This is a genomic window from Brevibacillus sp. FW301-21C12A (genome assembly GCF_058788915.1).
The window spans coordinates 16,555-36,837 of record NZ_JBYTBG010000034.1 but is presented as its reverse complement, the minus strand read 5'-3'; the positions used below and the strand labels follow the sequence as shown (position 1 = coordinate 36,837).

18 protein-coding genes are annotated in these 20,283 nt (G+C 55.9%); 16 read left to right on the top strand and 2 right to left on the bottom strand.

Translation table 11 applies throughout. From position 1 onward, the window contains the following. The first annotated feature begins 24 nt into the window (after positions 1–24). Genes AC3WQH_RS18800 through AC3WQH_RS18790 form a run of 3 tightly spaced genes read left to right on the top strand, consistent with a single transcriptional unit; the run spans position 25 to position 2,198 of the window. The gene (locus tag AC3WQH_RS18800) at positions 25–693 is read left to right on the top strand and encodes an ABC transporter ATP-binding protein (RefSeq protein WP_237716625.1); all 669 of its coding nucleotides are present in this window, start codon (positions 25–27) and stop codon (positions 691–693) included. Then, on the top strand, positions 690–1,475 hold the full coding sequence (locus AC3WQH_RS18795; protein ID WP_007782064.1) for an ABC transporter permease: 786 nt from the start codon (positions 690–692) through the stop codon (positions 1,473–1,475). The genes AC3WQH_RS18800 and AC3WQH_RS18795 overlap by 4 nt, the downstream gene beginning before the upstream one ends. A 15-nt stretch (positions 1,476–1,490) precedes the next feature. Further along, positions 1,491–2,198 carry a CPBP family glutamic-type intramembrane protease gene (locus AC3WQH_RS18790; protein ID WP_429788007.1) on the top strand — a complete coding sequence of 236 codons (708 nt, stop codon included), beginning with the start codon at positions 1,491–1,493 and terminating at the stop codon, positions 2,196–2,198. Between the two features lie 381 nt (positions 2,199–2,579). Here the strand turns inward: AC3WQH_RS18790 and AC3WQH_RS18785 are convergent, their stop codons facing one another. Then, positions 2,580–3,146, bottom strand: coding sequence for a hypothetical protein (locus AC3WQH_RS18785; protein ID WP_005828728.1), 567 nt, complete (start codon positions 3,144–3,146; stop codon positions 2,580–2,582). A 360-nt stretch (positions 3,147–3,506) separates the two neighbouring features. After that, positions 3,507–4,049: a hypothetical protein gene (locus AC3WQH_RS18780; RefSeq protein ID WP_005828725.1), complete on the bottom strand. Its 543-nt coding sequence runs from the start codon at positions 4,047–4,049 to the stop codon at positions 3,507–3,509. A 178-nt stretch (positions 4,050–4,227) separates the two neighbouring features. Here AC3WQH_RS18780 and dacB point away from each other — a divergent pair, with 178 nt between their 5' ends. From dacB to AC3WQH_RS18715, 13 genes are all read left to right on the top strand, one after another. Continuing rightward, positions 4,228–7,125 (top strand): D-alanyl-D-alanine carboxypeptidase/D-alanyl-D-alanine endopeptidase, encoded by a 2,898-nt coding sequence (dacB, locus tag AC3WQH_RS18775; protein WP_122952750.1) that lies wholly within the window; start codon positions 4,228–4,230, stop codon positions 7,123–7,125. Between the two features lie 190 nt (positions 7,126–7,315). After that, a complete protein-coding gene (locus AC3WQH_RS18770) occupies positions 7,316–8,380 on the top strand; it encodes an Ldh family oxidoreductase (protein WP_005828720.1) in 1,065 nt (354 codons plus the stop codon). 85 nt (positions 8,381–8,465) lie between these two features. Continuing rightward, positions 8,466–8,858 (top strand): aspartate 1-decarboxylase, encoded by a 393-nt coding sequence (gene panD / locus AC3WQH_RS18765; RefSeq protein ID WP_005828718.1) that lies wholly within the window; start codon positions 8,466–8,468, stop codon positions 8,856–8,858. Continuing rightward, the gene (locus AC3WQH_RS18760) at positions 8,855–9,589 is read left to right on the top strand and encodes a YheC/YheD family protein (protein ID WP_255344296.1); all 735 of its coding nucleotides are present in this window, start codon (positions 8,855–8,857) and stop codon (positions 9,587–9,589) included. Before panD ends, AC3WQH_RS18760 begins: the two co-directional genes overlap by 4 nt. A gap of 217 nt (positions 9,590–9,806) precedes the next feature. Next, entirely contained in the window at positions 9,807–11,147 is a 1,341-nt protein-coding gene (brnQ, locus tag AC3WQH_RS18755) for a branched-chain amino acid transport system II carrier protein (protein ID WP_005828714.1), read from the top strand. 382 nt (positions 11,148–11,529) lie between these two features. Further along, a complete protein-coding gene (locus tag AC3WQH_RS18750) occupies positions 11,530–13,095 on the top strand; it encodes a spore germination protein (RefSeq protein WP_492332200.1) in 1,566 nt (521 codons plus the stop codon). After that, entirely contained in the window at positions 13,092–13,310 is a 219-nt protein-coding gene (locus tag AC3WQH_RS18745) for a hypothetical protein (protein ID WP_005828710.1), read from the top strand. Before AC3WQH_RS18750 ends, AC3WQH_RS18745 begins: the two co-directional genes overlap by 4 nt. 6 nt (positions 13,311–13,316) lie before the next feature. Next, positions 13,317–14,471, top strand: a complete 1,155-nt coding sequence (locus AC3WQH_RS18740) for a GerAB/ArcD/ProY family transporter (protein ID WP_005828709.1) — start codon at positions 13,317–13,319, stop codon at positions 14,469–14,471. A gap of 6 nt (positions 14,472–14,477) precedes the next feature. Continuing rightward, positions 14,478–15,584 (top strand): GerAB/ArcD/ProY family transporter, encoded by a 1,107-nt coding sequence (locus tag AC3WQH_RS18735; RefSeq protein ID WP_005828707.1) that lies wholly within the window; start codon positions 14,478–14,480, stop codon positions 15,582–15,584. Between the two features lie 14 nt (positions 15,585–15,598). Further along, entirely contained in the window at positions 15,599–16,765 is a 1,167-nt protein-coding gene (locus AC3WQH_RS18730) for a Ger(x)C family spore germination protein (protein ID WP_035317149.1), read from the top strand. A 72-nt stretch (positions 16,766–16,837) separates the two neighbouring features. Beyond that, a complete protein-coding gene (locus tag AC3WQH_RS18725; protein WP_007782090.1) occupies positions 16,838–18,250 on the top strand; it encodes an FMN-binding glutamate synthase family protein in 1,413 nt (470 codons plus the stop codon). Between the two features lie 41 nt (positions 18,251–18,291). Further along, on the top strand, positions 18,292–19,056 hold the full coding sequence (locus tag AC3WQH_RS18720; protein ID WP_005828704.1) for a YqjF family protein: 765 nt from the start codon (positions 18,292–18,294) through the stop codon (positions 19,054–19,056). Further along, positions 19,053–20,213 (top strand): Ger(x)C family spore germination protein, encoded by a 1,161-nt coding sequence (locus tag AC3WQH_RS18715; protein ID WP_026557236.1) that lies wholly within the window; start codon positions 19,053–19,055, stop codon positions 20,211–20,213. The genes AC3WQH_RS18720 and AC3WQH_RS18715 overlap by 4 nt, the downstream gene beginning before the upstream one ends. The last annotated feature ends 70 nt before the right edge of the window (positions 20,214–20,283 follow it).

Genomic DNA, 20,283 nt, shown 5'->3' with positions numbered 1-20,283 from the left:
AGCGAAGTCGGCTATTGCCCGCAAATTCCCGCCTTTTACAACTACATGACAGCGACAGAGTGGATGCACTGGGTAGGCAAACTGTACGGGCTGGACAAGCGCACGGTGGAAGAGCGAACCACTGAACTGTTGGAGCTGTGCGGAATCAGCGAGGCGCGGAACCGCCCGATCAGCGGCTACAGCGGAGGGATGAAACAGCGTCTGGGAATTGCCCAGGCGCTCATCCACAACCCGAAGCTGCTCGTTTTGGACGAGCCAGTCTCCGCCCTCGACCCGATGGGCAGACACGACGTTTTGCTGTTGATCGAAAAGCTGAAGCGGCACATGACCGTCTTCATGTCGACCCACATTCTCGATGACATCGAGAGAATCGCCGACCACATCATCATCATCAAGGACGGCACCGTGCTGTTGTCGTCCAGCCTGGAAGAGTTGCGAGCCAGCCACGTGGAGCCGGTAATCGAGTTCAAGCTCGCTCAGGAGGACCTTGATTTGACCGATGTGTTGGACGGGCTTGCGTGGGTCAGGGAGTGGAGCCAGGATGGGGGCACGTACAAGGTGATGGCCAGTGACATGGAAAAAGCCAAGGAAAGCTTGCCGCACATTCTTCTGGAGTCGGGCGGAACGCTTGCGTACTACCGTCTGTCAGCATTGACACTTCAGGATATTTTCCTAAAGGTTGTGAATGGATGACTTCCTACCCAATGATTCGAAAAGAATTTCAGGAACTGATGAAAACGTACAAAATTCTCATCGTTCCGATTGTGTTTATCGCCTTGATGATTACACAGCCGATTACGATGAAGATGCTGCCGGATATTTTGGCCAATTCCACCGGACTGCCGAAGGGAACGGTCATCAATATTCCCACCCCGTCTGCTCCGGAAGTGCTGTCGACGGCGATCAGCAAGTTCAGCTCGCTCGGCACTTTTGTGCTGATTCTCGTCGTCATGGGCACGATTGCCGGGGAAAAAGCGTCAGGGGTTGCCTCCATGGTATTCGTCAAGCCGGTCAGCCGGGCCAAGTACTATCTCGCCAAAGCCATTACCTATTACACGTTGACAATCGGAAGCATGCTGATCGGGATGGGGATAACCGCTTACTACACGGAGCTGCTTTTCGGCAAACTCGATTGGGCGCACGTGTGGCTCGGGACGTTCATGTACATACCGAATCTGTTGCTTGTCGTCACCACGACCCTTTGCGCCTCCAGCTTTTTTAACAACGCCGTCGGGGCGGGGGGAGCGTCGCTGGTCTTCAATATCGTGGTCTTCACCGTCCCGCAATTTCTCGGCAAATTTTTGGACATGGTCTCCCCGGGGGGATTGACCAATGCCGCGATGATGATGATTCAGGAAAATTCGACGCTGGCTGAAGCGGCGATCACCGGGTTGCCGGGGCTGGCGGGCGTCTTTGCGCTCAACATCGTGTTTTTCTTCATGGGCTGGTACTTCCTGGAGCGATCTGAAATCTAGGCAGGGGGCGTCGCTGTGGAACACTTTTGGCTAATCTGGACGGTCAGCGTGCTGTGCGCTTTCTGCATCATCCCGGTGCAGTCCAGGACGATTCGCAGGCAAGTGCAGCTACAAGCAGAAGTCCATCCCACTGGCAGAGTCCCGCCAGTCCCAGTCCTGGTTGCGGTGATGATGCTTCAGACCTCTGTATTGCTCGCTCTGGCGACTGCGGCAGGTTTGTGGCTTTTGCCTGCAACCGGACTGCGGCTGTGGGTGGTAGAGCACTCGTCGCAAGGAGTGGCGCTACCTTTTTCGCTCCAGGCTTTTTGGGTTGTCTCCGTCGTCTCGGGGTTTGTGGCAGGGATCGTGGTCAACTTCGTGGACCGCTGCTGGTTTCAGCCGCACATGACCGCGAAAAGGGGACAAGCAGCGATCTCATCACGATTCCTCGGTTTGCTCTCGTCTTTTTACGGTGGGGTTTGCGAGGAAGTGCTCATGCGGCTCGGGGTGATGACCGTTGTCGTGTTTTTCGCCCAGAAGCTCGGGCTTGCAAGCAGCGCCTACTGGCTCGGCATCGCTGTCGCCGCCATCGCGTTCGCTTGCGCCCACCTCCCGGGGAATTACATGACGTATGGAAAAGGCAGCATCGTCACATGCTGGACGCCCGTAATCCCCCTTTTCTATTCTGGAGAGGGGGATTCTGTTGTCGCGCACAGAAAAAAAGCGAGTGTTTTTATAGATTAAACGCAGCTTCAGTGTGTGGCTGCGGTGTCAAAAAACTGCTTGTGTGAAGACAAAGGGGAGTACAGCTTTGAAATATTTCACAAAAGATTGGTATGCCCTTTTTCAGAAATGAAAATCGTCGCTGAAAACGTCTTGATCGAGGAACAACCGGCGTAACGAAAAGAACCCCCCTCCGGGCAGAGGCGGCCAGCCACGGTGGCGTGGCTGGCAGATCCATGTCTGCTTGGAGGGGAGCCTGTTACGAGCGGCGTTTTCTTTTGCTTCCTGAACGTATTTGCTACGTTCCATTTCATCAGCGCTTCGCTTCCTGTCATGTGGGAAACGGGAAGAAAGGGGACGATGCAACGGTGATGCGAGCTGGTGCTTTCACTGCGAGAGCGGTTACGAAATCTGTTTTTCCGAGACGACAGTTTCGCCGTCCTTGCCGAAAGCCGTGATGGAAAACATCTCGCCCTGTTTGACCGGGAGCTGGGCGTACCACAGACGGAAGGGGAACAGCTCGTTGTCGATAATTTCCGCCTGGAGCGCCTTTCCGGTCTTTTCGCTTACGACCATCAGGCTGTCAACTTCCGGGTCGAGAATGACGCCAAACAGCATCGGGAACGGGGAGTCGAACGGGTTTTCTTTTCCATTGGCAATGTATTGCGTGGAAAAGGCAGAATCAGGCAGCGGAACTTCGGAAACAGCGGGGATGGTGTGACTGCCGCCATTTCCCCATTTCCAGCCAAGGATCGTTTTCTTGGCAAATTCGGCGTCAATTATCTGGCTATCCTCGCGAACGAGGAAGAACAATGTGCCTTTATCTGTACTTGCTTCATGAAAAACGGTGCCGATTTCTTCTCGCATGCTTTCGATCGCCTCAAGCGCAGTGGGAGAAGAATCGTCGGTCAGAACATAACTGAAGGTGAAGAGGGTGAGCAAACATAAAAAAAGGGCAATTCGTGTCATAGTGAACTCTCCTGTAAGTGTTTTTCCATGACAGAAAGCTTTTGCTACAGTCTTATTTTACCAACAAATCATCATATAATCCATAGCTTATATGTGTGAATTTGCTGTGAACGGAATTACGGTTTTCTTTTCAGGCAAAACCCCCCTATAATAGAGAGGAATGCTTGTACGAGGGGAAGTTTTCATGAGCGACAAACACGATCAAAAAACGAACAACAAATGGGTCATCCTGGGCTTTGTCGGCTGTGTGCTGGCTTGTGCCGTCTCTATGGTGATTTTCATTTACGTCATGAGAAGCTGACTTGAGGTGCACGCCAAAAAACCGCTCGCCGGACGGGAGCGGTTTTTTGGCGACTTTGCTTACGGCTGCAGGCTTTTCAGCTTTTGCTCGATCTCTTCCAACGACAGTTGATTGAAGTCGGCAAAGCCGACACCTTGCAAGGCGATGGTTTTGCCTTGGTACAGCGGGTACACGCCTTGCCATAGTCCGGTGAGGCTGTGCAGCGACGAACCTTTCACCTTGCGCAAAAACACGAGGTAGTTTCCTTCGCCAAGCGGGCCCGTGTACGTGAGGTTCAGCGAGCTGGAAGTGTCGGGGAGCGGCTCGACGCCTATGCTGAGCACGGTCAGCAAGCGGGGCGATGCGCCCTTGAACACTTTTTTGACGTGCAAGGTTTGGGTGTAATTGACGATTTTGCCCTGGGGGATGCTGCGCCCCGTCGGGTATGATTTATGCGCGCTGTCCATCCAGCCGATGACGATGTAGTCGCTTTGCTGGACAAGCTCTTTGGCGTTTTGGACAGAAGTGATCGGCACATGGAGATGGCCGATGTTCGTTTCGGCGGAAACGGGCAGCATGACGGCGCACAGCAGGATGATGAGGATCAGCAGGCGGTATCGCATGGATAAATATCCCCTCGCTCTTCGTTGTCATGCCGATAGTATGGTCGATAGAGCCAAGGTTCATCCTCTGTTTCCTTTTAGTAGGATAGTAATATTCCGAAAAGTCTAAATAGATGCTATCATTGGGGCGTACTGTGGAATTTGCGTAAAACGTCAAGACTAGGACAAGGAGGGTAACATGAATCAGTTGGTTGTCTTTCGACGCGTCTGTACGTGCTTTCTGCTTTTTGCGCTTGTGTTGCAGCTCGCGGCGTCTCCTGCTTTTGCGAGGGAAGACACCGCCACCAGGGGCGCGCTCGCCGATCACATCGAGAAATACTTGACGGACCTGAAGCGCGACGAGAACAGCGTGGGGCTGTATGCGGGGATTGTCGTCTACGACCTGACGGACAAAACGTATTTGTATCGGCACAACGCCGAGCGCAACTACATTCCCGCCTCGAACATGAAGCTGTTTACCACGGTTGCCGGACTGGATAAGCTCGGGCCGGACTACCAGTGGAAGACGGAGCTTTTCCTGCAAGGAAAGGTCAGTGCGGACGGCGTTTTGCAGGGCGATCTGGTGTTGAAAGGCTACGGCGACCCGACCTTGACGCCAGCGGACTTGCAGCAGATGGCAAGCGTATTGAAGCAGGCCGGGATCAAGCGGATCAACGGCCATTTGCTGCTGGACGAAAGCTACTTCGACGATACGCGCCTTGGCGTCAGTTGGATGTGGGATGATGAGCCGTATGGCTACAGCGCCCAACTGAGCGCTCTTTCTGTGCATAAAAATGTCACGACGTTGACCGTTACACCGGGGAAGGCCGTGAATGCGCCACCGACATTGGCGGTGGAACCGGCTACTACATACGTAAAAGTCATCAACAAGCTGCAGACGGTGGAAGGCAGCGAGTCCAACATCACACTTGAGCGGCCGCGTGGAAAAAACGAGGTTGTGCTGACAGGAACGATTGGGCTTGCCGCCAAACCGTATGAGGAGGATGTCACGCTGGAGGACCCGGCGCTGTTCGTCGGGGATGTCTGGAAAGAGCAACTGCTCGCGCAAGGCATCGGGCTGAATCCGGGCGCAGCCGTGAAAAAGACAGTGGTGCAATCCGGCGTGCCTTTTTCTACCCATCTCTCCAAGCCGCTCGGCGAAGTGATCGTGGAGTTGAACAAGGAGAGCGACAATTTTTACGCCGAAATGCTGCTCAAGACGCTCGGCGCGACGCAAAAAGGGGCGGGCACATTCGCAGCCGGAAGTGAAGCGGTAGCGGACGTCATGAAGCGTGCCGGCATCGACAGCGGCTATCGCCAGGTTGACGGCTCGGGCCTGTCGCGTTTTGACCTGGTTTCAGCCGAGCAGATCGTGCGGCTTTTGGCGTTTGTGCAGCAGCAGAGCTACAGCGTGGAGTTGGAAAAATCGTTGCCAGTCGCGGGCGTCGACGGCACGTTGAAGACCAGAATGCTCGGTACGGCGGCAGCGAAAAACCTCATCGCCAAAACAGGCTCGATGGGCGGCGTCAACAGCCTGTCCGGCTACGTCACGGCGCAAAACGGCCATAAGCTGGCCTTTTCCATCCTGATTAACGGCATTTACAAGTCGAAGTATGCGCGCGACCTGCAAGACTTCGTGGGCACGCTGCTCGCGTCTTATCCGCAGCTCGCCGCCGTGCAAGGGGATCCACCGGAAGCAAACAAAACCTACGCGCTCTCGGCCTTGCTCGATCCGCTGTTCGAGCAGCCGCAGGCAGTCGGCATGACCGCAGGCGTCCTCGTCAAGTCGCTAGACAAAACGGGGGACGCAGCCATTTTGTACGAAAAAGAGGCCGATGCACTGCTCACGCCCGCGTCCAACCTCAAGCTGCTGACGACGGCTGCGGCGCTTTCCCAGCTCGGAGAGGACTACACGTTCAAGACGGAGCTGTACGGGGATGCGCCCGTCGCCAAAAACGGCGTGCAGCGAGGCAATCTGTACGTCAAAGGCTACGGCGATCCATCTCTGCACACCGAAAACGCCCTGAAGGTGCATGAAGGCGTCTCGATTGAAAAAATCGCCGCATGGATCAAAGAGCAAGGAGTCAAAGAGATTCAGGGGAACCTGGTGCTCGACGAAAGCTACTTCGACGCGCAACGGCTCGGTCTGGGCTGGGCCTGGGATGACGAGAGCTACTACTACAACCCGACGCTCGGCGCATTGTCCGTAAACCGCGGCACAGTCATGGTCGAGTACGAGCCTGCCGCAAAAGCCGGAGACGCCGTTTCGTTCAATCTGCTGCCGAAAACGTCCTACGCAGAGGTCATCAACGAAGCGAAAACGGTAGAGCCAGGCCAGGAAAACACGTTTGCCATCGTGCGCGACCGGGGAACGAATACGATTCGCCTGACCGGAAACCTCCCGCTCGACCATCCCGGCGACTACGAGCGCGTGCCTGTGGAGGAGCCTGCGAAATACGTCGGGACGCTGCTCAAGGAAGCGCTGGAGAGCGAGGGCGTCCGCTTCGCTCCGGGCAGCGAGTTGCTCGTTTCGCCTGTGCCTCATACAGCGGTCAAGTGGAACGAATTTGCCTCGCAGCCGTTAAAAGAAATCGTTTCGTACCTGAACAAGAAAAGCGACAACTTTTACGCGGAAATGCTGTTGAAAACGTTAGGCGCCGTGAAAAAAGGCGAAGGCAGCGCGGCAGCAGGCGCACAAGTCGTCCAGGAAGCTGTGCAGGCAATGGGCGGCAAGGCGAATTTTGACATGGTGGACGGCTCCGGGCTGACGCGCTACAACCTCATCTCGGCCCGCCACATCGCCACTGTGCTGGAAGGCATGGCGAAGCAGCCGGCTTTTTCCACTTACGAGGCGTCACTGCCTGTCGCGGGCGTAGACGGTACGTTGAAAAACCGGCTGGTGGAAACGGCCGCCGCCCATAGCCTGCATGCCAAAACCGGGTCGATGACCGGAGTAAACAGCCTGTCCGGCTATCTCACGACGAAAAGCGGCGAGAGGCTGATCGTCTCGATCATCTTCAACGGCTTCGTAGAGGACGAGGACTTTTTCGTCGAGCTGCAGGACCGGATCGTTTCGACTGTCGCCACATACGAATAAACTGTCCGTAAAAGTAGAGAAGCTCCTTTTGCCGCGAAAAGCGCAAGGGGCTTCTCTTTTTCGCGTGCCGCCGTGTCGGCAAGCCGCTCTCTCCGCTACCGGGTCAATGCCTGTGACGGTCGCTGCGGCGCCGACATATTTATATTCAGATGCAGATCGAAAAAACGAAGATCGGGGAGGGAAAGCGAAGGTGAACCCTACACGCTTTCATTGGAAGGGGTTGGAGCAGGTCGCTGCACAGGTCCTTTCTCGCGCGGGCGTCAGGGGAGAAGACGCGCAGCTTGTGGCCCGGTCGCTCGTCCATGCGGATTTGCGCGGAGTCGAATCCCATGGCTTGTCGCGGCTGCCGATCTACGTGCAGCGGATCGAGGCGGGACTGATCGAGCTGACGCAGCCGCCAGCGCTCGTCGTCCGGCAAGGCGCGACCGCCCTCATCGACGGCAAAAATCAGCTCGGCGTTGTCGTCGGAGTAGCGGCGCTGGACGAAGCGAAGCAGCTTGCCCGCCAACACGGCATCGGATTGGCCGGGGTGCGGCATTCCAACCACTTTGGCTCCTGTTCGTACTACGCGGAGCAGGCAGTGGACGAGGGATTGATTTTGCTCGTCTTGTCAAATGCGCCCGCATCCATGGCACCAACCGGAGGGATTGTGCCGTTTTTCGGAACGAATCCGATTGCGATTGGCATTCCGGCTGGCGAGCAGCCGCCTTTTTTGCTCGACATGGCGACGAGTGTGGCTGCGCGCGGCAAAATCGCTCTGGCTGCGAAAAAAGGGAGCGCCATCCCCGAAGACTGGGCGATCGACGCCGACGGCTTGCCCACTCACGATCCGACGAAAGCCTTGCTCGGCTCGCTTTTGCCGATCGGGGGAGCAAAAGGCTACGGACTTGCCATGTTCATTGACATTGTCTGCGGGCTGCTCACGGGCGCGGCGGTCGGCCCCGGCGTGAAAAGCTTGTACGACAACTGGCAAGACCCGCAAGACATCGGACACGTCTTCCTGTGCATCGACGTACAGCGCTTCCTGCCGCTCGATGCATTCAGGCAAAGCATGGACGCATACATTCGCCAAGTCAAAAACGTCCCGACTGCTCCCGGTGTCGCGGAAATTTTGATTCCCGGCGAGATCGAGCAGCGAATCATGACGGCCCGCAAGCAGGACGGCATTCCTTTTCCGCAAACCGTGGTGGAGGAGCTCGCCAAGCTGTGCTCCGCCTATGGAATTGATCTGGCACAGGCAGTCTGTACGGCGTGAGCAATCCTTTTGGCTGTCCATGGTTTCCCGGACATTCTCTCGCACATAGACTGATGTCAGCGGTTTGAAAAGGAGTGAACATCCGATGCAACGCCACATGTGCAAAGGTAAAATCCACCGGGCGACGGTGACGCAGGCCGAGCTGGACTACGTCGGAAGCATTACGATTGACGTGGCCCTGATGAAAGCGGCCGATATCAAGCCCTACGAGATTGTGCAAATTACCAGCCTGCGCAATGCGACGCGCTGGAAAACATACGTTCTGCCGGCAGCAGAAGGAAGCGGGAAAATTTGTCTGAACGGCCCGCCTGCCCACCTGTTTTCCCCAGGCGACATCGTCATTATTTTAAGCATGGGCATGTACGACGAGAGCGAATGCGATCAACTGGTGCCCAAGGTCGTGTTTGTGGATGAACACAATCGCATCACCAAAATCGAAGAGCATCATCTCATTACGAATGGAGAGACTTTGCCATAAAAGCGCCAAACGTAGGAAAATGGGGCAAGCATCAGCACATGGTCCAAGATGAGCTGTTGCGGGAGCACCTGCCCAAGACCCGGCTGTTTTCTCCGGAGGCGTTATGGGAGTACGCGGAAAGCTACAAGCGCGTGATGCTCAAGCCGTCCGGCGGCGGAGGCGGAGCAGGGATCATCCAGTTGACCGACCTGGGCGAAGAGCGCTACCTCGTCCATAGCGGCAATGTGCGGCGGACTATCGAAGGCAAGGAAAAAACCGTGCAGTACGTCCGCTCGCTGTTCCGTCCGAAAAAGTATTTGCTGCAGCCGCGCATTCCGCTCGGCCGGATCAACGGCAAGCCTTTTGACGTGCGCGTGATGCTGCAGCGCACTGGCAAAGCTTCGCCCTGGATCATCACGGGCTGGGTGGCAAAGCTCGCTGGACCAGGCTTCGTCGTCACGAACGTGGCGCGCAGCAGGGGAAAGGTGCTGCCGCTTCGCACCGCGATTCGCCAGTCCAACGTCGCGGCCGGACCGGATTTGCTCAGGGAGATCAGAAGCGTGTCGCTTGCGGTCGGACATTGCTTGGGCAAAGCGTACCCGACCTTGCGGGAAATCGGCTTGGATATGGGTATCGACATTCACGGGAAGCCGTGGATTATCGAAGCGAATTTTCGCCCGTCGCTGTCCTTGTTTCAACAGCTTTTGGACCAGACTTTTTACAGACGCATTTTGGCCATGCGAAAACGATGAGCGGATAACCACCTAGTCGGGTGCAGCCAGAAAAGCGACAGGTGGTTATCCCATCGCTTTTCTGGCGTGGACAAGCCGATTTCCGGGATTGGCTGGCCGGGCCTTGCGCAAGCTGTCGCAATGCACTTGCTATTGCGAAAAAAGGAGAAGCACTGGCGTATTATATCAAAAGTTGATAGAATGCCTCTCATTATGGAGGGAGGTAGTATGTTCGACAATGACAACAATGTCTAAAAAAGAATGGATGCTCATCAGCTTTATGCTCTTCTCCATGTTTTTCGGGGCAGGCAATCTGATTTTTCCGCCTTATCTCGGTCAGGAAGCAGGCTCGCTTGTCTGGTCTTCGCTGCTCGGCTTTGTTTTATCGGCCGTCGGCTTGCCGATTCTCGGCGTGGTGGCGGTGGCAAAAGCTGGCAGCTTCCACAGCCTGGCGAGCCGGGTTCATCCCGTTTTTGCTCTTATTTTTCCGTTTTTGATTTACGTTTCGATTGGGCCTGCGCTCGCGATTCCGCGTGCGGGAAGCCTTGCCTTCGAGATGGGGATGGCTCCGTTTTTGCCTGAACCGCTGGTTGCCTCCAAACTCAGCCTGTTCGTGTACACGGTCGTCTTTTTTCTGATCGTCTTCTGGCTGAGCCTGTCTCCTTCCAAGCTCGTCGATCGCTTTGGAAAGCTGCTGACACCGGCTTTGCTGGCCTTGATCGCGCTGATTTACGTGAAAAGTCTGGTGACGCCGCTCGGAGCGATGGGGACGCCGACAGGGAAGTACGGCACCAATCCGATTGTCCAAGGGTTTCTGGACGGGTATTTGACGATGGATGCGCTGGCCGCACTTGTGTTTGGCATCGTCATCGCCAACACGTTGCGCGCCAAAGGGATTACCGACACGAAGAAGCTGTCGGCGAGCATGATCCGCGCGGGGATCGGGGCAGGGCTATTGCTCACAGTCATCTACGTGATTTTGGGGATCATGGGCGCTTCCGCCGCTTCGCTGGGCAAGGCGGAAAATGGCGCACAGCTTTTGGCGAACATGATGAATCAGTTGTTCGGGTCGAGCGGAACGTTGATTCTCGGCGTGATCTTCACCGTCGCGTGCCTCTGTGTGTCGATTGGCCTTGTGACCTCGTGCAGCCAATATTTTCATGGGCTGTTCGGCGGCTTGCCGTACAAAGGATGGGTGACGGTGCTCAGCGTCTTGAGCATGATCGTGGCGAACATGGGGCTGACGCAAATTTTGACCGTATCCGTACCCGTGCTCGGCGCGATTTATCCGGTTGCGATCGTTCTTATTTTGCTCGCGCTGGTGGAGCGGTTCATTCCGGCGACTTCGCTCGTCTACATCACGACAGTTGGGGTCGTCGCGCTGTTCGGGCTGGCCGATTTGGTCAATGTCTTGTTCCTCGCTCGCGGGTGGGATGGCGTGCTGACGGCTTTGCCGTTTTACAAGGAGGGCGCTGGTTGGCTGCTGCCTGCCTTGATCGCTGTTGCGGTCGGCATGGTTTTGGATATGTGGAAAAGAGCTTTGCGTCCACACGGGAAAACGACTTCCCAACCCGATTAATAGGGGCATGGCTGGCAAAAGAGCTTCGCACAAGCGGGGCTCTTTGTTTTTGCCTGATGCAACACCGTTACTTTTTCCCGGGCTTGCTCGTAGTAAAAGAGTACGGAAAGAGAAGGAGGCTATCATGCGCTTTGACACTCTCATGACGATCGCTGTCGTGCTTGTGCTGACATCCTGTTACTGTTATTTGTGGAAATGGCTGCGTTCCAAAACGTCCGGTTGATCCGGGCGTTTTTCTTTTGCCAACAGGCCGTTTCGTCCAATTCCATGCGGACAGACAGGATAAAAGTGGCATGAATGGGGCAAAATTTCCCTAACTCATTTCACAGCTTGACTCATTCCGGGGGGAAGCGTGACTGTTTGGGAATCAGGGGGTGGGGGTGTGAGCCGGAACGCGCGAAAATGGTGGAGATCGCACAAGCAAAGGGTCCAGCAACAGCAGGCAGTGCCTTCGCATACGCCTTTGCACAGGGAGCTTGCCGAGAACGAGCAGCAACTGCGCGCTCTTTATGCCAATTGCGCCGATGTGGTTTTCCGCTCTTTTCGCATCGGAGGATCGACCCGGGCGCTTGCGATCTACATCCAAGGCTTGACGAACAACGAGGAGCTGGAGCGCACCGTCTTGTCCGTGCTGATGAAGACGAAGCTGCCGAAGGATTCGGCGATCAGCAAGCTGCTGGACAATGTTGTGTCCGTATCGAAAACGCATGAGCTGGCGACCTTCGAGGACTGTCTGGAATCTGTCGCAAACGGCTATCCGATCCTGTTGATCGATCAGCAGCAGCGCGCTCTTTCCTTTGGCCTGGCACGATGGGAAAAAAGGCAAATCGAGGAGCCGATGGCCGAAGTAGTCGTCCGCGGCCCGCGCGAGGGCTTCACCGAATCGCTTCAGGTCAATACGGCGCTGCTGCGGCGGCTCATCAAGACGCCGGCATTGAAAATGGAGCAAATGCAGATTGGCGGCTACACGAAGACGCAAGTCGTGCTCGCGTACGTGGACGGGCTTGTGGACGCGGATTTGGTCACGGAAGTACGGGCGAGGCTGAACCGGATCGACATCGACGGCGTGCTGGAGAGCGGGTATATCGAGGAGATGATCGAAGACTATCCCGCTTCGCCCTTCCCGCAAATTTTGACGACGGAGCGCCCGGATGTGACGTGCGGCAACTTGCTGGAGGGCCGGATCGCCATTCTCGTAGACGGCACGCCGTTTGTGATGATTGCGCCGACGACGCTGTTCTCCCTGCTGCAATCGAGCGAGGACTACTACCAACGGTCGATTGCGAGTACTGCGATTCGCTGGCTCCGCTACTTGTTCACGGTGATTTCCTTTTTGCTGCCTTCGCTGTACGTGGCGCTGATTACGTACCACCACGAAATGGTGCCAACCTCTCTGTTAATCAGCATGGCGGCGTCCCGCGAGTCCGTGCCTTTTCCTGCCCTGGTCGAAGCGCTCCTGTTGGAGATTACATTCGAGGCGCTGCGGGAAGCTGGCGTCCGGCTGCCCAAACAGGCAGGTGCCGCTGTCAGTATCGTGGGCGCGCTCGTCATCGGTCAGGCTGCCGTACAGGCGGGGCTGGTTTCCGCTCCGATGGTCATTGTCGTCGCCATTACCGGGATCGCTTCCTTTATGATTCCGCACTACATCGCAGGCATCTCGATTCGGCTGCTGCGCTTTCCCATGATGTTTCTCGCGGGCACGCTCGGGCTGTTGGGGATTATGCTCGGCATCATCGTCACCGTCATTCATTTGAGTACGATTCGCTCTTTAGGGGTTCCTTATTTGACGCCAGTCGGGCCGATGAAGTTTTCGGAGTGGAAAGACACCATCGTCCGCGCGCCGTGGTGGATGATGAACGAGCGACCGCACCTGACTGGCGATTATCAAAAAATAAGGCAGGGGGCCGACCAGAAGCCAGGTCCGGAAAAAGGGGGAGATCCTGCTTGAAATGGGGCCAGATTGTCACGATGAGCGCCTTTGCCTGTATCCTGTTCGCGTTCGAATGGCCGCGTCTTTCGCGCTTGCCGAGGCGGGACAAGGCGTCCTTCATCACTCTGCTGTTCACAGGCTGGGTTTTGTCGTTGCTGGATTTGCCGAACTTGCCGGGGCCGACTACGCTCATCAATGCGATTTTCAAGCCGCTAGGTCAATTTCTGGAGTAAAAAAGGGTGGGGCGTTTGCTAGAACAGGGAAAAATCTCTTCCGCTCAGATGGGCAAAATGGTCTTTTTAGCCATCGTGGCCTCGGCTGTGACTGTGGTGCCGAGCTACACGGGCAAATACGCGGAAAACGACTTGTGGCTGTCGCCTTTCTTGGCATCGCTAATCGGATTTTTTACGGTGTACATCGCGTTTGCATTGAACAGGCTGTATCCGCAGCAAACGGTGATCCAGTACAGCACAGATATCATCGGCAAAGTCCCGGGAAAAATTTTCGGACTGCTTCTTTTGTTTTTTTACGTTCACATGACGGGCCTGATCGCCAGAGGCTATGCCGAGTTCATCATCGGGAACTTTTTGCCGCAAACGCCGATCAGCGTCGTCATTCTCACGATGATAGCCGTGTGCGCGTATGCCGTAAGGGCAGGGTTAGAGGTGATCGGCAGGACAGCGCAAGGCTTTTTCTTGCTCTTCCTGTTTCCGTTGCTCCTGATGCCGTTTTTGCTCCAGGACATGCACTTCGAGTTTCTGTTCCCGATGTTTGAACGCGGCTTGCTGCCGTCGGTGAAAGGGGCGCTGATTCCCCAAGGCTACTTCAGCGAAGTTTTCCTGATGTCGTTTTTGCTTCCGTATGTGACGAACCGGGACAAAAGCATGCGCGCAGGAATGCTCGTCATCCTCGGGATCGCCTTGCTATTGACCTGTATCAATTTTTTCATCCTGCTCGTCTTCGGGCGGCAGGCGGCGGATTACATGTACCCGGTCATGGTCGCCTTTCGCTACATCAGCATTGCGGACTTCTTTGAAAATCTGGACTCGGTGGTCATGACCGTCTGGATTTTGGGGATGTACGTCAAAATCAGCGTGTTTTACTACGCCACTGTGCTGGGGACGAGCCAGTGGCTGGAGCTATCAGATTATCGCCCGATTGTCATTCCGATCGGGATGCTCATTGCGGCGCTCAGCTTCTGGTCGATGCCGAATCTGAACGAGGCAGGCCGCTTCGACATTGTCGCGTTCCCTTTTTACGGCCCGCTCATGCAGACAATTTGCCCGTTGCTGCTGCTCGGCTTCGCCTATTGGCGCAAAAAAGGCAAGCAGCAAAGCCAAGCCCAAATAGCCGCGGTGTCCGGCAGTGCCCATTCCGAAAAGCAAGAAGGATGAGGAACCATGCTCGAAACGGGAAAAATATCAGCCTTGCAGATGGGGATGATGATGTATCCAGTCCTCGTGTCCACAGCGATGCTTGTCGGACCAAGCATCATGGCACAGCACGCGCAAAACGACTTGTGGCTCACTCCGCTATGGGCTTCGCTTATCGGTTTTTTCAGCGTGTGGATTGCGATCCATCTCAACAAGCGCTTCCCCGGCATGTCGGTCATCGAACATGCGCGGGAAATTACCGGAAAAGTTCCTGCGGCAGTCCTCGGCTTCTTGTACTTGTACTTTTTGCTGCAAGTAAACGGCATCATCGTGCGGGAGTATGCGGATTTTATCGCCTTGTTCCTGCAGGAAACCCCGCTTGGCGTCATCTCGTCCGCCCTGATCTTCGTCTGTTCGCTCGCGGTAAAAGGCGGCATCGAGGTGCTGGGGCGGACGGCGCAAGTGTTTTTCCCGGTGTTCATCCTCCCGCTGCTGCTGATGATCGGCCTTGTTTTTCCCGCTCTGGACCCTGGCAACCTGTTTCCGATTTTGGACAACGGGGTGTTGCCGTCGATGAAAGGAGCGGTCACGCCGCTTGGCTGGTTCACCGAGGTGTTTCTGATTTCCTACCTGCTGCCCTTCCTGTCCAACCGCAGGCAAGGTACGCGGTCGGCCTTTTTCGTAGTGGCCGGCGCCATGCTGACGATGACGATCGCGAATTTGGTCACGCTGTTTTTGATGGGGGACGCGCTCGGCAACATCTTGTTTCCGATTATGGATACGGCCAAGTATGTGAACGTCGCCGATTTTTTTGAGAATATGGAATCGGCCGTCATGGCGATCTGGGTTATCGGCGCTTTCGTCAAAGTCTCGATGTTTTACTACGCGACCGTGCTCGGCACCGCGCAATGGCTGAACCTGACTACTTACCAGCCGCTCATTTTGCCGAGCGGAGTGTTGACGGTGATATTCAGCTTTTGGGGCATTCCGAGCTTCTCCATGCTCGGAGATGTCACCACGTTTGCGATTCCGGCCTTGCTGACGCTGTTCTTTTGCTTCATTCCGGCGGGGCTGCTCGTCTGGGCGATCATGCGCGGGAAGCGCAGCAAGACAGAGGAGGCAGAATCCGGGTGAGGGCGCGAGGGAGCGTGTTAATTTTGTTGGCCTGTTGTGTGTTGCTTGGCGGCTGCTGGGATCGGACGGAGATCAACGACCTTGCGATTATTACTGCGGCTGCTGTGGACAAGGGGGGAGCGGGCGAGATTGTGTTGAGCATCCAGGTGCTTATCCCGCGAGCGGTGGGGGAAGGCGGGCTCGGCGGACCGACCATGAGCGCGGATCGCGAGCTGACGACCGTGCTGAGCGGAAAAGGGATCAATATTGCCGATGCGATGTCCAAGGTTCAGGCCAAGCTTTCCCGCAAAGTTTTTTGGGGGCATTGCAAAATCTACTTGTTTGGAGAAGCGGTTGCCAAAGAAGGGATTGCCGATCATATCGATTTTCTCGTGCGCCATCCGGAGCCGCGCAACCGGGCCTATCTGTACATCTCCAAAGGAAAAGCAATGGAAATTCTCGGGATTAAAACCTTGCTGGAGCGTTCCACGGCGGAAGCGCTGCGGGAATACGCGACTCTGCACATCGGCATGGCCGTGACCTTGGTTGATTTTCGAAACATGCTCAATGGAGAAGCCCGGGCTGTGGCCCTTCCCTATATTCAAAAAGGGAGCAAGCTGGACGAGCAGGCGCAAATCCAGGAAAACTCGCTCTTGATGGGAACGGCCATCTTCCGCAACGATAAAATGATTGGCGCGCTGACGACAAAGGCCACAAGAGGTTTGCTCTGGCTGCGAAACGAGATCATCCGCGCATCCGTCAGCGTCAACATTCCGGGGGGACAAGGGCTTATATCGGTCATCCCGCTTCGGGCTACGACGAAGCTGGTTCCGAAGATCGAGAATGGGAAGTGGTCCATCCTGGTCAAAATTGATACGGAGGGCGACGTCGTCGAAAACGGAACGCGGCTGAACATGATGGATCTGAGCAGCATCGCGCTCGTGGAAAAAGCGGTCGAAAACGAAATACGCTCCCGCGTCAGCCTGGCGTTGTTTTATTTGCAAAAGGAGCTGCACGCGGATGTGACCAACTTTGCCGCCGCTTTTCATCGGAAGTACCCGCAACAATGGGACGAAGTCAAACAAAGCTGGGACGAAATCTACCCGCAGGTCGAGGTGAGCACGAAGATTCACGCTGCGATCCGCCGCCCGGGACTGACCTCGGAATCGGTGGGCTATCCGGCAAGCCAAGAAAAACGGTAGTCGCGCACGTCAAGCGACGGTTGCAAGCAGCAAAAGAGGCTGGAACCAGCATGCTCGCAGGAGGTGGATGAAATGAACGGGAGATGGATGGATTTTTTAATAGGCTCGTTTGTAGGAACGCTCGTTGCAGGCATCCTGTTTGCGCTGCTGGCGTTTTTCACGTTTCGTCCTGCGGTGCAGTGGCTGCTCGGGCGCTTTATGAAGCGATTGATGTCGGACCGCTATCCGGAAAATATTTTCGAGATGGTGTCGGCATTGACCAAGGTCAGTCCGCGCTACGTCGTGGAAAACAGCTTGCGTGCGACGACAGGGCAGGCGATTGAACGGCCATTCGGCAGTCCGCGCAAATTTCTGAACTTCGACGGGCTGATCTTTTCCCCGGCCCAGCTTGCGGTGCTGCCGGCTGACGAGGACGCCGAGGTCGACATGAAAATCACGATCGGACCGAAGGCAAAACGGCCGCTGACCCTCGATATCCCGCTCCTGTCTGGGGCCATGGGCTTTGGCATCGGCATCAGCGAGAGCGTGAAGATTGCGATCGCCAAAGGAACGGCGGCTGTCGGCAGCGTGAGCAATACGGGAGAAGGGCCGCTTTTGCCAGAGGAAAGAAAATACGCCAAGTATCTCATCATTCAATACAATTCCGGCACGTGGTCCAAGGAGCCGGAGACGCTGCGGCAGGCAGACGCCATTGAAATTCACTTCGGGCAAGGCGCGACGGCGGCAGCGGCCAGCTTTATCCCCGGTGAATACATAACGGGCAAGGCAAGCCAACTGATGGGGGTGGAGGGCGAGGAAATGGTCGTCATTCCTTCGCGCCAGCCGGAGGTCAACAGCCCGGAAGACTTGCGCAAGCTGGTCGACAAGCTGCGCGCGATCACAGACGGAGTTCCGATTGGCGTGAAAATATGCGCCAGCGCTGTGTTGGAGCAGGATTTGGAAATTGCCATCCAGGCTGGCGTCGATTTCATCAGCATTGACGGGGGGCAGGCAGGGACGAAGGGCGGCCCGCCGATTTTGGAGGATGACTTCGGCTTGCCGACGATTTACGCCTTGTGCCGGGCCGTCCAATACTTGAAGGAGAGAGGGGTCAAAGACCGCATCTCGCTTTTGTCAGGTGGCGGCTACACGACCCCTGGCGAGTGTCTGAAGGCGATTGCGCTGGGGGCGGATGGCATTTTTATGGGAACGGCCATGCTGTGGGCGATGACCCACGATCAGGTGACAAAGGCGATCCCGTGGGAGCCGCCGACAGAGCTGACGAATTACCCGGGAAAGCTGAAGGACAAATTCAACGCCGAGCAAGCAAGCAAATACTTGGCGAATTTTTTCCTTTCTTTTGTAGACGAAATGGAAATTGCCATACTCGCCCTGGGAAAAACTTCGTTACGTGATGTGACAGCAGACGACCTCGTAGCGCTTGATGAGTTGACGAGCAAAGTGACGAAAGTACCGCTCGCCTTCCATTCTTCTGCGGAAAGTTGAACAAACATGACGATGGCTGGCGACGTTGGGGAGGGATTCATATGAACCAGGGAATCATTCCAATCAGGGAAAAGCGACAACAGAAAGGCTGGAGGATGACGCAGACGTGGGAGCATTTGCTGTTTGCGCACTGGGCCGTTTCGCCCGAGGCGATCCGCAGCCTGATTCCGGCAGGCCTGGAACTGGATACGTATGACGGGCACGCCTGGATCAGCGTCATTCCGTTTCTGCTCACCAGAGTCCGTCTCCGCCGCCTGTTTCCAGTCCCGTATGTCACGACCTTCCCCGAGATCAATGTGCGAACATATGTGAGGGCAGGCTCCACACGAGGCGTTTACTTTTTGTCGCTGGATACTTCTCATTTGCTCGTGACGAAAATCGCCGAGTACTGGTATCGGCTGCCCTATTATCATACGAAGATGGATCTTCTGGTTCACGCTGACCGCATTGATTTTCAGTCGGAGCGGTTTTCGGCAGGAGCGGATGCGGCTGCATTTCGCGGCAGCTACTGGCCTGTATCCGAGCCGGCCCTCGCCCGCGCCGGTACGCTGGAGCACTGGCTGACCGAACGCTATACGCTGTTTTGCCAGTGCAAGAAAACAAACGGACTTTATTATGCCAACGTGTTCCATGAGCCGTGGATGCTGCAGCGGGCCGACGCGCATATCCGCGAAAACTCCATGCTCGCCCCGTTCGCGCTGCCGATCAGCGAGAAGCCTGATCTGCTCGTGTACGCGCGCGGGGTCGAGAGCTTCATCTGGCCGCTAGCGAAACTCTCGCCCTTCGAAGGGGAAAGGAGCCGATGAAGCGGCTTGCTTTCCTTTTTTGCCTGTGCGCAGGTCTGCTTGGCGGGTGCTGGGACCGCGTGGAGATAAACGATGTCGCACTCGTGACCGCTGCCGCCATCGACTGGTCATCGCCAAACGATATCGAACTGTCGATTCAGGTGTTCATCCCGCGCTCGCTCAGCGAGGGAAGCGGAGCAGGGAACGCGATGACGCTCATTCGCACGGCAAAAGGGGTCAATATTGCCGATGCGATGTCCAAAGTGCAGTTGAAAATACCGCGGAAAGTGTTCTGGGGCCATTGCAAGGTGTATATTTACGGGCAAGCGCTCGCCCGGCACGGCTTGAAGGAGTACGTCGACTATTACGCCCGTCACCCCGAGCCGCGCAACCGGGCTTTCGTGTACGTGAGCAGGGGACAAGCCCGCGAAGTTCTGGAGATGCTGCCGCCGCTCGAACGATACTCCGCCGAAGTAGTCCGCAAGCTGTCTGACATGAATGTCGGGCTATCGGTCACTCTGCTCGATTTGCAAAAAATGTTTGCCGCAAGAACAGAGGCGGCCGCCTTGCCGATGATCGACATCATGAAGCCGCCGAAGAAAGGACAGCCGAAGAAGACAAGCCCGTATTTGTCGGGTACGGCTGTCTTTCAAAATGGCAAGATGATCGGTCTTTTGTCTGACCGGACGACGAGAGGGGTACTCTGGCTGAGGAATGAAGTCCCCAACACGACGGTGACGGTCAAGCTCAAACAGGAACACGGATTCGTCTCGTTAAACCCGATTCGCGAGGTGACCAAGCTGACGCCGCGGATCGAAAACGGGAAATGGAAGATGCTCGTGGATATCGACACGGAGAGAGACATCGTGCAAAACGGCACCAGGCTGACCTTGAACAATCCCCAGCAGATCGCGATGGTCGAGGAAGCGCTGCGCGAAGATATCAAAACGAGAGTCCGGCTCGCGCTCAAACAGGTGCAAAAGGAATTAAAGGCAGATATACTGAACTTCGCCCAGCAGTTTCATCGCAACTATCCAAAAGAGTTTGCGGCAGTGCGAGCGGACTGGAATCAGGTGTTTTCCGATATCGAGGTAGATATAAACGTGAAGGCTTTTGTCAGGCGGCCTGGGCTGATCGCCGTTCCTGGCGGCCTCCCGCATTCCGAGGTGCAGCACTAAGAAATGACCGAAAGCCAGGCTGGGCAAACGACCCCTTCTGGATGCGCCAATAAAATAAAGAAAGCAGGCG

Bases quoted from the DNA above. Each gene is read 5' to 3' on its own strand.
- AC3WQH_RS18795 (WP_007782064.1), top strand. From the start codon at position 690: ATGACTTCCTACCCAATGATTCGAAAAGAATTTCAGGAACTGATGAAA.
- AC3WQH_RS18725 (WP_007782090.1), top strand. From the start codon at position 16,838: ATGAACGGGAGATGGATGGATTTTTTAATAGGCTCGTTTGTAGGAACG.
- AC3WQH_RS18715 (WP_026557236.1), top strand. From the start codon at position 19,053: ATGAAGCGGCTTGCTTTCCTTTTTTGCCTGTGCGCAGGTCTGCTTGGC.
- panD (WP_005828718.1), top strand. From the start codon at position 8,466: ATGCAACGCCACATGTGCAAAGGTAAAATCCACCGGGCGACGGTGACG.
- AC3WQH_RS18735 (WP_005828707.1), top strand. From the start codon at position 14,478: ATGCTCGAAACGGGAAAAATATCAGCCTTGCAGATGGGGATGATGATG.
- AC3WQH_RS18780 (WP_005828725.1), bottom strand. From the start codon at position 4,049: ATGCGATACCGCCTGCTGATCCTCATCATCCTGCTGTGCGCCGTCATG.
- AC3WQH_RS18720 (WP_005828704.1), top strand. From the start codon at position 18,292: ATGAACCAGGGAATCATTCCAATCAGGGAAAAGCGACAACAGAAAGGC.
- brnQ (WP_005828714.1), top strand. From the start codon at position 9,807: ATGACAACAATGTCTAAAAAAGAATGGATGCTCATCAGCTTTATGCTC.
- dacB (WP_122952750.1), top strand. From the start codon at position 4,228: ATGAATCAGTTGGTTGTCTTTCGACGCGTCTGTACGTGCTTTCTGCTT.
- AC3WQH_RS18785 (WP_005828728.1), bottom strand. From the start codon at position 3,146: ATGACACGAATTGCCCTTTTTTTATGTTTGCTCACCCTCTTCACCTTC.